Origin of the sequence: Streptomyces sp. Tue6028, from assembly GCF_002300165.1 — a bacterium.
GTDB classification, from domain to species: domain Bacteria; phylum Actinomycetota; class Actinomycetes; order Streptomycetales; family Streptomycetaceae; genus Streptomyces; species Streptomyces siamensis.
In genome coordinates this window covers 175,729-188,079 of the sequence record NZ_MLCE01000010.1, presented here as the reverse complement: position 1 = coordinate 188,079, position 12,351 = coordinate 175,729, and the positions used below count along the sequence as shown (strand labels likewise).

The window sequence follows — 12,351 nt, the reverse complement described above, 5'->3', positions numbered from 1 at the left end:
GGGGCGCACTGCTTGTGCGTGCGCACAGGCAGGGTGCGCCGGGTCTGGGAGCGCGCCCATCCCGCGCCCGCCCCGTGCCTCCCCGACGGCCCTCTTCTCCCTGGTCACAGGGGGCCTCCGGGCGTGCGGGGCAAGCGAACCCGGCACTTCCGCCTTCGTTTACGCGGAAGTAACGTGACGCTCGTGACCGGAATGACGACTGCGCGAAGTCCACTCCGGACAGCGGGCCGGAGTACGTCACCCCCACCCGTGCGGGGGGTGTCGGATCCATCGAGCCGGAGCCGTGCGCCCGGGGCGCCGACCGCCGCGGGCACCGAACCGCCGGAGGACGGCACGGCGCCGCCGATGCCGCCGCCCCCGGCGGTGGACGCGACGGCGGTCCCGGCGGCGCATGCGACGGCGGCGCCCCTCCCGGACCCACCGACGGCGCGGGCGGAGAGCGGGCGGGGCCGCACCGGCCCGCCTTCTGCCGCCCCATCGGCACTCGATGCGGACGACCCCACCCGGACCGACACACCGCCGGGCTCCCGCCGCAGGGGGTCGGCCGGCGCCGCGAGCTCCACCACGCCCTCCGGCTCCGCGGTGCCGGCCGCCGTGGGCGATGCCGTGTGGCCCGGTGAACGGCCTCCCGGGCAGGGCGAGTTGATGCTGCTGGCGGCTGCGGAGGGGGAGCGGGGCGCGAGGGGCGCCGCAGTGGACGCCGCGGTGGTCCGCAGAGCCGCCGGTGCGGGCGGGCTCGACACGGGTGTCCTCGACGCGGCGGAGGCCGCGGGCCTCGTCCGGCTCACCGGAGGCCGGATCGGCATCGTGGACCCGCGCACGGCCCGCACCTTCTACGCGACCGCGCCGCCCGCCCGGCGGCGCGAGGCCCACCGTCTGCTGGCCGAGGCCCATGCCGGGGGCCCGCATGTGCTGCCCGTGCTCTTCCACCGGGCCGCGGCGGCCACGGCACCCGCACCCGGCCGCGGCGACGCCCTCGCCGCCGCCGCGGCCCGGGCGCCGGTCGGGACGGACTCCGCGGAGCTGTCGGCGGCCTGGGCGCGGTCCGCCGAACTCGCCGCCGAGGACGGTGTGCGCGCCCTCCGTCTGATCCACGCCGCGGAGCACGCCCGGCTGGCCGGGCTGCCGCGGCGCGCGCGGGACCTGCTGGCGCAGGCCGGGTACGAGGGTGCGCGGGACGCCGTGCGCGGAGCGGCCGAACTGGTCGGCGGACGGCTCGCCCTCCAGGACGGCCCGGTCGCCGACGCACGCGAAGCGCTGCTCCTGGCGGCCGAGTTGCTGGCTCCCGCCGACGCGAGCCGTGCGCAGGCCGCCCGGCTCGCCGCCATGGAGGCGGCCTGGGCGACGGGTGACGCGGCGGCCTGCCTGGAGGCCCTGGAACCCGCTCCGGTACAGCCCGGCACCGACGCCGACCGTCGGCTCACGGCGTACCGGGAGGGGATGACCGAGGTGATGCACGGACGTCTGGAGGCCGGACGGGAGCGGCTGCGAGAGGTGGTGGCGGGCGCGTCCTGCACCACCCCGCAGGGCCCGGAGACGCTCCTGCGGGCCGGGGGCGCCGCCCTGGTGGCGGGCGATCTGCCGGCCGCCTGCCGGGCCAACTCCCGTGCCCTCGCCGTCGCCCGGGCCAGGGGCCCGCGCCTGCTCGTCGCCCAGGCGCTGGAACGCCTGGCCTACGCCGAACTGCGCGCCGGCCGGCACGCCCGTGCCCGCGCCCACGCCGAGGAGGGGCTGCGCACCGCCCGTGACGCCGGCCAGGACAACCTCGCGGCCCACCACCACGCGATCCTCGCGCTCGTGGCGTCGGTCGAGGGTTCCGCGGACGTCGTCGCCGAGCACGCCGACGCCGCCGAACGTGTCGCCGCGCCCCACGGACTCGCGCAGGCGGCCACACTCGCCCAATGGGCGCGGGCCCGCGCCGACCTGGCCCGCGGCCGGGTGGCCGAGGCCGCCGCGCGACTCGGCCCGCTGGTGGGACCCGGTCCGCGCCGCGGTCACTTCGCGGTGCGGATGCTCGCCGTCCCCTGCTTCGTGGAGGCGGCGGCCCGCACCGGCCAGGCGGAGCCCGCCCGTGCGGCGGTGGCCGAGTTCGCCCGGTGGGCCGGTCAGGGCGCCGACCCGCAGGCACCGGCCCAACTCGCCCGCTGCCGCGCCCTGCTGAGCGACCATCAGGAGTGCGAGGCGCTGTTCGCCGCCGCGCTGGCCCGCCACGAGGAGGCGACCGGGGACTTCGAACGCGGCCGTACCCAGCTGCTGTACGGGGCGTGGCTGCGACGGCGGCGCAGACCGGGTGAGGCCCGCGGCCGTCTGCGTGACGCGCTGGTCTCCTTCGAGCGGGGCGGCGCGCTCGGCTGGGCCGCGCAGGCACGGGCCGAACTGCGCGCCACCGGGGACGCCGCACCGCGTGAACCGTCCGGCCCGCTGGCGCTGCTGACGCCCCAGCAGCTGCGGATCGCGCGGTGCGTGGCGGAGGGCGCCACCAATCGTGAGGTGGCGCTCAGCCTGTCCGTGAGTCCCCGCACCGTCGACCACCACCTGCGGAATGTCTTCGCCGTCCTGGGGATCCGCTCCCGCGTCGAGCTCTCCCGACTGGTGGACCGGGCCGAGAAGACCATCGCACACCCCTAGGTACCGACCGGGCGGTATGTCATCCTGCGGGATCAGGAGGTCCGGAGCACCCGTGTGCCGCGCGTCGGCGCACCGGGCCGGCCGGACCGAGCCGACTCCGGTGGAGGACAGCGATGCAGCACCTCGTACCCGCCCACGTCCGGCCCCTGCCCGGACCGCGGCCCCCGGTACCCGCCGCACGCCCGGCCGTCGACGCGGAGGCACTCTCCGTACTGCACCGCGCGGCCCGGACGCTCATGGCGGGGCTGCCCGAGCTCACCGAACGCCTGATGACCCTCCTGAGCGAGTGCGAACCCGCCTACCGCACGGCCGTGCGGACCGACCCGGAGAACGTGCGCGACGAGGTGCAGCGCTCGCTGCGGCTCAACGTGGGATCCCTCATCCGGCCCGGCGAGCTGCGCGAGGCCGCCCGCCGCTGCTCCTGGGCCATCGGCAGGGCCCGCGCCGAGGACGGCCTCCCGCTGGACGCCCTGCTGCGCGCCTTCCGGCTGGGCGGCGGCATGGTCTGGCAGGGGCTCGTCGACGAGACGGCCCGCCGCGACCCCGCCGACGTACGGCTGCTCGTGCACGTGGCCGCCGACGTGTGGAACTTCGTCGACGACCACTGCGCGATCGTCGCCGACGCCTACCGCCAGACCGAGCGCGAGCTGATGTGGCGCCGGGAGAACAAGCTGCGGCTGATGACGACCGCGCTGCTGGACGGCACCGCGCGCATCGCCGACCTGCCCGCCACCGCGGCCGCCCTGGGGCTCCCCGAAGCGGGCCGGTACGCCGTCGTGCTGGCCCGCCCGCCCGCCGTCCGGGCGGGTGCGGACGTACGGGCCCGGCTGCACCTGCCCGGCCTGCGCGTCCTGTGGTCCCGTGATCGCGACGGCGGCGGGAGCTACGGGATCGTCCTGCTCGGCGGTGACCTCGACGTGCCCCACGGCGGGGGCGAGCCCGGCCATGGCCACGACGCCGGTCTCGGCGCCCGGGGCCCGGAGCGCACGGCAGCCGTGCCGGACGCCGGCGGCCCGGGCGGCGGCGACGGCCCCGACGGGGAGCACGCCCGGATGCACGAGACCGACGCGGACGCCGGAGAGATCGCCCGCCTGCTGTCCTCCCCGCCCGGTTCCCGGATAGGGGTGAGCCCGGTGGTGGAGGGCCTCGCCGCGATCGGCGACGCCCGCCGCCTGGCCGACACGGCGCTCCGGGCCTGCCCGCGCTCCGGGGGGACCGTCGTACTTGAGGAGCACCTGCCCGCCGCCCTCGTCGTCTCCGCTCCGGCCCTCGGGGCGGCGCTCGCCGAGCGGGTCCTCGGCCCGCTGCTGCGGCTGGACGTCTCCGACCGGGACATCATGCTGGACACCCTGACGGCCTGGCTCGCCTGCGACGGCTCCGCCCAGCGTGCCGCCGGCCGGCTCTACTGCCACCGCAACACGGTCCTGAACCGGCTGCGCCGCTGCGAGCAGCTCACCGGCCGCTCCCTGACCCGGCCCGCGGACGTCGTGGAGCTCTCGCTCGCCCTGGCCGCCCGCAACCTGCTGGACCCCTGACGGACACCCGTGGGCGGCGCGGGCGGACCGCCCGTCCGCCGGCCGGGTCAGATCCCGAGCTGCTTCGCCTCGTGCAGCTTCGTGATCGCGTCCTTGTCGCCGTCCAGTTCCACATCGGCCACCTGCTGCCGGCCGAGCGCGAACATCAGCAGCTCCGCGGGCTCACCCGTCACCGTCACGACCGGAGTGCCCTTGTGCGCGACGGCGGTCTGGCCGTCCGGGCGGCGCAGCACCAGGCCGGTCGGGGAGCCGCGGCCGGCCAGCCGGGCCGTCCGCTCCAGCCGGGACCACAGGGCGTCCTGGAACACCGTGTCCAGCTCGCGCGGCGTCCAGTCGGGCTGCGCGCGCCGCACGTCCTCGGTGTGGACGTAGAACTCGACCGTGTTCGACGCCTCGTCGATCTGCTTCAGGGAGAACGGCGAGAACCGCGGCGGACCCGTACGGATCAGCTGGATCAGCTCCTCGTACGGCTTCTCGGCGAACTCCGCCATCACCCGCTCCAGCCGCGCTGCGAGCGGTTTGATCAGGATTCCGCCGGCGGCGTCCGCGCGGCGCTCGCGGATCACCACGTGCGCGGCGAGGTCCCGGGCGTTCCAGCCCTCGCACAGGGTCGGGGCGTCCGGGCCCACGGCCTCCAACAGATCGGCCAGGAGAAGTCGTTCACGCTTGGCATGGGTCGACATGCGGCAAGCCTACGACCGCCCCCTCCGTCCGCCCAGTGGACACCGGCCGCCGGGACGGCGTGCCCGCGCCGGACGGCACGGCCGGCGTCCGGCCCGTGGACGACGGCGGGACGCGCCGTCGCGGCGCGGCAGAATGGCACCCATGACCAGCACGCCTCAGCCCAGCAGCCCCAGCGGCCTGGACCCCGAGATCGCCGCGCGCCTCAAACGCAGCGCCGACGGGCTCGTCCCCGCCATCGCCCAGCAGTACGACACCGGCGAGGTGCTCATGCTCGGCTGGATGGACGACGAGGCGCTGCATCGCACCCTCACCACGGGCCGCTGCACGTACTGGTCGCGCAGCCGCCGGGAGTACTGGGTCAAGGGCGACACCTCCGGCCACGTCCAGCACGTGAAGTCCGTGGCCCTGGACTGCGACGCCGACACGCTCCTGGTGAAGGTCGACCAGGTGGGCGCGGCCTGCCACACCGGCGCCCGCACCTGCTTCGACGCCGACGTCCTGCTCAAGGACGCCGATTCCGGCGTACCGTCACTGGATCAGTAGGGTCAGCCGCCATGGACCTCGAGACCTTCCGCAAGCTGGCCACGGACCGCCGTGTGATCCCCGTCAGCCGCAAGCTCCTCGCGGACGGCGACACGCCGGTCGCGCTCTACCGCAAGCTCGCCGCCGAGCGCCCCGGCACCTTCCTCCTGGAGTCCGCGGAGAACGGCCGCTCCTGGTCCCGCTACTCCTTCGTGGGCGTCCGCTCGGCCGCGACGCTCACCGAGCGGGACGGGCGGGCGCACTGGCTCGGCACCCCGCCCGTCGGCGTCCCCGTGGACGGCGACCCGCTGGCCGCCCTGCGCGCCACCATCGAGGCGCTGCACACCCCGCACGGCGAGGGCCTGCCCCCGTTCACCGGCGGCATGGTCGGCTATCTGGGCTACGACATCGTGCGCCGCCTGGAGAAGATCGGACCCGGCGAGCGGGACGACCTGAAGCTGCCCGAGCTGACCATGCTGCTCACCAGCGACCTGGCCGTCATGGACCACTGGGAGGGCTCGGTCCAGCTGATCGCCAACGCGATCAACCACAACGACCTCGACACCGGCGTCGACGAGGCCTACGCGGACGCCGTCGCCCGCCTCGACGCCATGGAGGCCGACCTCTCGCGCGCGGTGTCCCAGCCGCCCGCCGCGCTCCCGCCCTCCGAACTGCCCGAGTACACCGCCCTGTGGGGCGGCGCCGACTTCCGGGACGCCGTCGAGGACATCAAGGAGCGCATCAGGGCGGGCGAGGCCTTCCAGGTCGTCCCCTCCCAGCGCTTCGAGACGCCCTGCACGGCGAGCGCCCTGGACGTGTACCGCGTCCTGCGGGCGACCAACCCGTCGCCGTACATGTACCTGTTCCGCTTCGACGGCTTCGACGTCGTCGGCTCGTCCCCCGAGGCCCTGGTCAAGGTCGAGGACGGGCAGGCGATGGTGCACCCCATCGCGGGCACCCGGCCGCGCGGCGCCACCGTCCAGGAGGACCAGGCCCTCGCCGACGAGCTGATGGCCGACCCCAAGGAGCGCGCCGAGCACCTCATGCTCGTCGACCTGGGCCGCAACGACCTCGGCCGGGTCTGCGAACCCGGCTCGGTCGAGGTCGTCGACTTCATGTCCATCGAGCGGTACTCGCACGTCATGCACATCGTGTCGACCGTGACGGGGCGGGTCGCGCGGGGGCGTACGGCCTTCGACGTCCTGGCCGCCTGCTTCCCCGCGGGCACCCTGTCCGGAGCCCCCAAGCCGCGCGCGATGCAGATCATCGACGAACTGGAGCCGTCCCGGCGCGGGTTGTACGGCGGCTGCGTGGGCTATCTGGACTTCGCGGGCGACTCCGACACCGCCATCGCGATCCGCACGGCCCTGCTGCGCGACGGCACGGCGTACGTCCAGGCGGGCGCGGGCATCGTCGCCGACTCCGACCCGGTCGCCGAGGACCACGAGTGCCGCAACAAGGCGGCGGCCGTCCTGCGCGCGGTGCACACCGCGAACCGCCTGGGCCGGTAGCGCCGTTGGCCCCCGGCCGCGGGGGCCGCCGGACCGTCCGGCTCCCGGCAATAGGACGAGGCTCACGTGAACCCCGGGTGACGGTTCGCCCGGGGTTCAGGCGATAGTGGAGTACGTGACTGCTGTACCTCACCCCCGATCCGAAGCCGCCGGCCCCGCCGGGTCCGGCCGCCGCAGCCTCGGAGTGGCCCTGCTCAGCGGCGCGCTCGGCGCGGCCGTGGCCCTGCTGTCCACCCGGCGCAGCTGGGCGGAGGGCACCGCGACGGTGGCCGGCGGCGACTTCCCGCTGACCGCCAAGGGCAGCGACGTCACGGGCGTGCCCGCGGCGCTCGCCATAGTCGGCCTCGCCGCGCTCGTCGCCGTGTTCGCCGTACGCCGCTCCGGGCGCCTGCTCGTCTCCGCGCTGCTCGCCCTCTCCGGCGCGGGCACCGTCGTCGCGGCCGTGCTCGGCGCGGGCGACAGCTCCGCACTCGACGAGAAGGCCGCCGCCGCGTCCGGCAACACCGCCGCCACCGCCGACGCGCTCAGCCACACCGCCTGGCCGTACGTCGCGGCGGCGGGCGGGGCGCTGCTCCTCCTCGCGGGGCTGCTCGCGCTGCGCTACGGCCGCCTGTGGCCCGCGATGTCGGGCCGCTACGAACGGGACGGGACGCCCCGGCCGCGGAAGGCCAAGCCGGTCGACCCCGACCGCCCCGAGGACCTGTGGAAGGCGCTCGACCGCGGCGAGGACCCGACGGGTCCGGACCCGGCCGGGACCTGAGCACTCCGCCGCGTCCCCGGCCCGCCCCGCGCACCGGTCACGCACCGGCACAGGCGGCGCGCGAGGACTGACCCCCCGCTCACGGCTCGCGTCCGAGTACGGGACAATGGACGTGAGCGTCCGACTCACATACGCATACAGCAACGAGGAGCAAGTCATGGCGGGCAGCAGCCACGGTCACACCCCGGCCGCCTGGACCGGTGTCATCATCGCCTTCATCGGTTTCTGCGTCGCGGGTGCCTTCATGGTGATGGCCCAGCCGCTGGGTTTCTGGGCGGGCATGGTCGTCGTCGCGCTCGGCGGTGTCGTCGGCTTCATCATGAAGTCCGCGGGCCTCGGCCAGCAGAAGTCCACCCCGGTCCGCGAGACGGCGGGTGCCCAGGGCTGACCGCCCCGCGAACCTCCCGAGAGGCGGTCCCGGCACGGCCGGGGCCGCCTCTCGCGTTCGCGTGACAGGCGCGCGACGCGGGAGAGGGGCACAATGCGTGGGGTGAACGCAGAAACCCAGAGGGTGACGCGGGCGGCCGGACTTCCGGACGTGCTGCGCCGGCTCCTCGTCCCCGGTGGGGTGCTGGCCGCTGTCGCCGGTGCCTTCGCGTACGTCGGGGCCGTCGACCCGAACCAGCCCGGCCACTACCCGGTCTGCCCGCTGCTGCGCTTCACCGGCGTGTACTGCCCCGGCTGCGGAGGTCTGCGCAGCGCGCACGCCTTCGTCCACGGGGACATCGCGACGGCGCTCACCGACAACGTGCTCGCCGTCGCGGGATACCTGGTCTTCGCTGCGGTGTGGGCCGTCTGGGTGGTCCGCTCGGTCCGCGGACGGCCGGTGCGGCTGGATCTCGGACCGGTCCACCTGTGGAGCCTGGGCGCGTTGGTACTGGTCTTCACCGTTGTCCGGAACCTGCCGTTCGGCGGCTGGTTGCATCCTTGATCAACGGGCAAACGTCCAGGTAGTGGGACCGGCGTCAACCGGATGCAAGGCCTACGCCTTCCTCCGGATACCATCACAAGTGACCCGTCCGAACCGTCCGGGACGGTGCACCCCGGGTCGACTGCTTCAACCCTCCACCGCAGGAAGGGGGCCGCTCGCGTGAGCGTGCTCGACGAGATCATCGACGGAGTCCGTGCCGACCTCGCGGAGCGGCAGGCGCGCGTCAGCCTCGACGAGCTCAAGGAGCGCGCGGCGAAGGCTCCGGCGGCCAAGGACGGCGTGGCGGCCCTGCGCGGTGACGGCGTCAAGGTCATCTGCGAGGTCAAGCGATCCAGCCCCTCCAAGGGCGCGCTGGCCGCGATCGCCGACCCGGCCGGCCTCGCCGCGGACTACGAGGCGGGCGGCGCAGCCGTCATCTCCGTCCTGACCGAGGAGCGCCGCTTCGGCGGCTCGCTCGCGGACCTCGAGGCCGTCCGCGCCCGCGTGGACATCCCGGTCCTGCGCAAGGACTTCATCGTCACGTCGTACCAGCTGTGGGAGGCCCGGGCGTACGGCGCCGACCTCGTGCTGCTGATCGTCGCCGCCCTCGACCAGCCCGCCCTGGAGTCCCTCATCGAGCGCGCCGAGTCCATCGGGCTCACCCCGCTCGTCGAGGTGCACGACGAGGACGAGGTCGAGCGCGCGGTGGACGCGGGAGCCAAGGTCATCGGCGTCAACGCGCGCAACCTGAAGACGCTGAAGGTCGACCGCACGACCTTCGAGCGCGTCGCGCCGGAGATCCCCGACTCCATCGTCAAGATCGCCGAGTCCGGCGTCCGCGGCCCGCACGACCTCATCGCGTACGCCAACGCCGGCGCCGACGCGGTCCTGGTGGGCGAGTCGCTCGTGACCGGCCGTGACCCGAAGACCGCGGTCTCCGACCTCGTCGCGGCCGGGGCCCACCCCGCGCTGCGCCACGGACGGGACTGACCCGCCCCGTGTCCGTCGCGCCCTCCGCCGTCGCCGACTCCCGTCCGGGCCTCCGCCCCGACGGTGAGGCGGCACGCCCGGGGCGCGGGAGCACACACACCGGCCGGCCCGCCGTGCGCTCCGCCGCGGCACCGTCCCCCGCCTCGGCGGTCCGGGACCCGTACGCCCGCCTCGCCCGCGGCTGCCGTCCGCGCGGCTGCCGGGCGCCCGCGCGGCGTGTGCACGGCCGTCGGGTCCGTTACGTCATCGGCGACGAGCCGGGCCAGGTCAACGGCATGCGATGGCCCGAGCGCGTACGCGCGCTCGCGCCCCTTCCGGCCACGTCCTCCCTTCGGGCGGTCTGAGCCGGAGGCCGGCACCGGCCACTCCAGGAGATCCGCCCCGGCACACCGCCGGGCGCGGTTCCGGGCGAAGGGCGGGCTCCGCCCGTCCCGCCGTCGAGTGGCTCCGCCCGGCGCGGCACCGCCGATCTCCGCCGCACGGCCGCATGCCGTCGTGGCGGACCTCCCCACCCCACCGGTGACCCGTCCGGTCCGCCCGGCCGCCCTGCGGCGGGGCGTCCGCCGTGGAGGGGGGACGGGACGGCTCGGCCCCGTGCCGTGGGCACATCGCGGGCGTACGTGGCTAACGTGACCACTGACCGGCCTTCAACCGGGGCGACAGCCCCTGCGAGGTAATCGCATGCCCAGCGAGTTCTTCATTCCCGACCCGGAGGGTCGAGTTCCCAGCGCCGAGGGCTACTTCGGCGCGTTCGGCGGCAAGTTCATCCCGGAGGCGCTCGTCGCCGCCGTGGACGAGGTCGCCGTCGAGTACGACAAGGCGAAGGCGGACCCCGAGTTCGCCCGCGAGCTCGACGACCTGCTCGTCCACTACACCGGACGGCCGAGTTCGCTCACCGAGGTGCCCCGGTTCGCCGAGCACGCGGGAGGCGCCCGAGTCTTCCTGAAGCGGGAGGACCTCAACCACACCGGCTCCCACAAGATCAACAATGTGCTCGGCCAGGCCCTGCTGACCAAACGGATGGGCAAGACGCGCGTCATCGCGGAGACGGGGGCCGGCCAGCACGGCGTCGCCACCGCGACCGCCTGCGCGCTCTTCGATCTCGAATGCACCATCTACATGGGCGAGATCGACACCCAGCGCCAGGCGCTGAACGTGGCCCGGATGCGGATGCTCGGCGCCGAGGTCATCGCCGTGAAGTCCGGCAGCCGCACCCTCAAGGACGCCATCAACGAGGCGTTCCGCGACTGGGTCGCCAACGTCGACCGCACCCACTACCTCTTCGGCACCGTCGCGGGCCCCCACCCCTTCCCGGCCATGGTGCGCGACTTCCACCGGGTCATCGGCGTCGAGGCCCGGCGGCAGATCCTGGAGCGCGCCGGACGCCTCCCCGACGCCGCCGTCGCGTGCGTCGGCGGCGGCTCCAACGCCATCGGGCTCTTCCACGCCTTCATCCCGGACGCGGACGTCCGCCTGATCGGCTGCGAGCCCGCCGGGCACGGGGTGGAGACCGGAGAGCACGCCGCGACCCTGACCGCCGGCGAGCCCGGCATCCTGCACGGATCGCGGTCGTACGTGCTCCAGGACGAGGAGGGGCAGATCACCGAGCCCTACTCGATCTCGGCCGGACTCGACTACCCCGGCATCGGCCCCGAGCACTCCTACCTCAAGGACAGCGGCCGGGGCGAGTACCGCGCCGTCACCGACGACGCGGCCATGCAGGCGCTGCGCCTGCTCTCCCGCACCGAGGGGATCATCCCGGCCATCGAGAGCGCCCACGCGCTCGCGGGGGCCCTGGAGGTCGGCAAGGAGCTGGGCAGGGACGGGCTGATCGTCGTCAACCTGTCCGGCCGCGGAGACAAGGACATGGACACGGCCGCCCGCTACTTCGGCCTGTACGACGAAGGCACCGACGCGGTCGTCCCCGCGGACGCGGCCGGTGAGAACGCCGAGATCGAGGGGGACGCCAAGTGAGCGGCAACATCCAGCTGTTGAGTGACACCCTCGCCGGCGCGAGGGCGGAGGGGCGCTCCGCCCTCATCGCCTACCTGCCGGCCGGTTTCCCGACGGTCGACGGCGGCATCGCCGCGATCAAGGCCGTCTTCGAGGGCGGCGCGGACGTCGTCGAGGTGGGCCTGCCGCACAGCGACCCCGTCCTCGACGGCCCCGTCATCCAGACCGCCGACGACATCGCCCTGCGCGGCGGCGTCAAGATCGCCGACGTGATGCGGACGGTCCGGGAGGCCTTCGAGGCGACCGGGAAGCCCGTCCTCGTGATGACGTACTGGAACCCCATCGACCGCTACGGCGTCGAGCGCTTCACCGCCGAGCTCGCCGAGGCGGGCGGCGCGGGCTGCATCCTGCCCGACCTGCCCGTCCAGGAGTCGGCGCTGTGGAGGGAGCACGCGGAGAAGCACGGCCTCGCGACCGTCTTCGTCGTCGCGCCCAGCAGCAAGGACGCCCGGCTCGCCGAGATCACCGCGGCGGGCAGCGGCTTCGTGTACGCCGCCTCGCTGATGGGCGTCACCGGCACCCGCGAGTCGGTGGGCGCCCAGGCGCAGGACCTGGTGCGGCGCACCCGGGCCACCACCGAGCTGCCCGTCTGCGTCGGCCTCGGCGTCTCCAACGCGACCCAGGCCGCCGAGGTGGCCGGGTTCGCCGACGGCGTGATCGTCGGCTCGGCGTTCGTGCAGCGGATGCTGGACGCGCCGGACGAGGCCGCAGGTCTCGACGCCGTGCGCGCCCTCGCGGGCGATCTCGCCGAGGGCGTGCGCAAGAAGGCGTGAGGCCGGCACCGGGGGAGCCGGCGGA

At 75.0% G+C, this 12,351-nt stretch carries 12 protein-coding genes; 11 read left to right on the top strand and 1 reads right to left on the bottom strand.

Annotation, left to right across the window (positions count from 1 at the left end):
- Positions 1-594 precede the first annotated feature (594 nt).
- Both BKI49_RS08980 and BKI49_RS08975 read left to right on the top strand, forming a co-directional pair.
- The gene (locus BKI49_RS08980; protein ID WP_257004669.1) at positions 595-2,628 is read left to right on the top strand and encodes a helix-turn-helix transcriptional regulator; all 2,034 of its coding nucleotides are present in this window, start codon (positions 595-597) and stop codon (positions 2,626-2,628) included.
- Between the two features lie 113 nt (positions 2,629-2,741).
- Positions 2,742-4,163, top strand: coding sequence for a PucR family transcriptional regulator (locus BKI49_RS08975; RefSeq protein WP_095933674.1), 1,422 nt, complete (start codon positions 2,742-2,744; stop codon positions 4,161-4,163).
- A gap of 47 nt (positions 4,164-4,210) precedes the next feature.
- Here the strand turns inward: BKI49_RS08975 and BKI49_RS08970 are convergent, their stop codons facing one another.
- On the bottom strand, positions 4,211-4,846 hold the full coding sequence (locus BKI49_RS08970; protein WP_095933673.1) for a TIGR03085 family metal-binding protein: 636 nt from the start codon (positions 4,844-4,846) through the stop codon (positions 4,211-4,213).
- Between the two features lie 142 nt (positions 4,847-4,988).
- On the opposite strand from BKI49_RS08970, the gene hisI reads away from it, so the two are divergent.
- The 9 genes from hisI (at position 4,989) to trpA (ending at position 12,326) form a co-directional block, all read left to right on the top strand.
- On the top strand, positions 4,989-5,390 hold the full coding sequence (hisI, locus tag BKI49_RS08965; protein WP_095933672.1) for a phosphoribosyl-AMP cyclohydrolase: 402 nt from the start codon (positions 4,989-4,991) through the stop codon (positions 5,388-5,390).
- 11 nt (positions 5,391-5,401) lie between these two features.
- The gene (locus BKI49_RS08960) at positions 5,402-6,880 is read left to right on the top strand and encodes an anthranilate synthase component I (protein ID WP_095933671.1); all 1,479 of its coding nucleotides are present in this window, start codon (positions 5,402-5,404) and stop codon (positions 6,878-6,880) included.
- Positions 6,881-6,986: 106 nt separating this feature from the next.
- Positions 6,987-7,640 carry a TIGR02234 family membrane protein gene (locus tag BKI49_RS08955; protein WP_095933670.1) on the top strand — a complete coding sequence of 218 codons (654 nt, stop codon included), beginning with the start codon at positions 6,987-6,989 and terminating at the stop codon, positions 7,638-7,640.
- Positions 7,641-7,797: 157 nt separating this feature from the next.
- Complete coding sequence (locus tag BKI49_RS08950; RefSeq protein ID WP_095933669.1) at positions 7,798-8,028, top strand: HGxxPAAW family protein; 231 nt, start codon at positions 7,798-7,800, stop codon at positions 8,026-8,028.
- A 93-nt stretch (positions 8,029-8,121) separates the two neighbouring features.
- The gene (locus tag BKI49_RS08945; protein WP_095933668.1) at positions 8,122-8,571 is read left to right on the top strand and encodes a DUF2752 domain-containing protein; all 450 of its coding nucleotides are present in this window, start codon (positions 8,122-8,124) and stop codon (positions 8,569-8,571) included.
- Between the two features lie 159 nt (positions 8,572-8,730).
- Positions 8,731-9,540, top strand: coding sequence for an indole-3-glycerol phosphate synthase TrpC (trpC, locus tag BKI49_RS08940; protein WP_095933667.1), 810 nt, complete (start codon positions 8,731-8,733; stop codon positions 9,538-9,540).
- 113 nt (positions 9,541-9,653) lie between these two features.
- A complete protein-coding gene (gene trpM, locus BKI49_RS08935; RefSeq protein WP_095933766.1) occupies positions 9,654-9,884 on the top strand; it encodes a tryptophan biosynthesis modulator TrpM in 231 nt (76 codons plus the stop codon).
- Positions 9,885-10,221: 337 nt separating this feature from the next.
- Positions 10,222-11,514: a tryptophan synthase subunit beta gene (trpB, locus tag BKI49_RS08930; protein WP_095933666.1), complete on the top strand. Its 1,293-nt coding sequence runs from the start codon at positions 10,222-10,224 to the stop codon at positions 11,512-11,514.
- Positions 11,511-12,326 carry a tryptophan synthase subunit alpha gene (trpA, locus tag BKI49_RS08925; RefSeq protein WP_095933665.1) on the top strand — a complete coding sequence of 272 codons (816 nt, stop codon included), beginning with the start codon at positions 11,511-11,513 and terminating at the stop codon, positions 12,324-12,326. Before trpB ends, trpA begins: the two co-directional genes overlap by 4 nt.
- Positions 12,327-12,351 lie beyond the last annotated feature (25 nt).

Coding starts and splice junctions, on each gene's coding strand:
- BKI49_RS08975 (WP_095933674.1), top strand. CDS start 2,742: ATGCAGCACCTCGTACCCGCCCACGTCCGGCCCCTGCCCGGACCGCGG.
- BKI49_RS08970 (WP_095933673.1), bottom strand. CDS start 4,846: ATGTCGACCCATGCCAAGCGTGAACGACTTCTCCTGGCCGATCTGTTG.
- hisI (WP_095933672.1), top strand. CDS start 4,989: ATGACCAGCACGCCTCAGCCCAGCAGCCCCAGCGGCCTGGACCCCGAG.
- BKI49_RS08960 (WP_095933671.1), top strand. CDS start 5,402: ATGGACCTCGAGACCTTCCGCAAGCTGGCCACGGACCGCCGTGTGATC.
- BKI49_RS08950 (WP_095933669.1), top strand. CDS start 7,798: ATGGCGGGCAGCAGCCACGGTCACACCCCGGCCGCCTGGACCGGTGTC.
- BKI49_RS08945 (WP_095933668.1), top strand. CDS start 8,122: ATGCGTGGGGTGAACGCAGAAACCCAGAGGGTGACGCGGGCGGCCGGA.
- trpB (WP_095933666.1), top strand. CDS start 10,222: ATGCCCAGCGAGTTCTTCATTCCCGACCCGGAGGGTCGAGTTCCCAGC.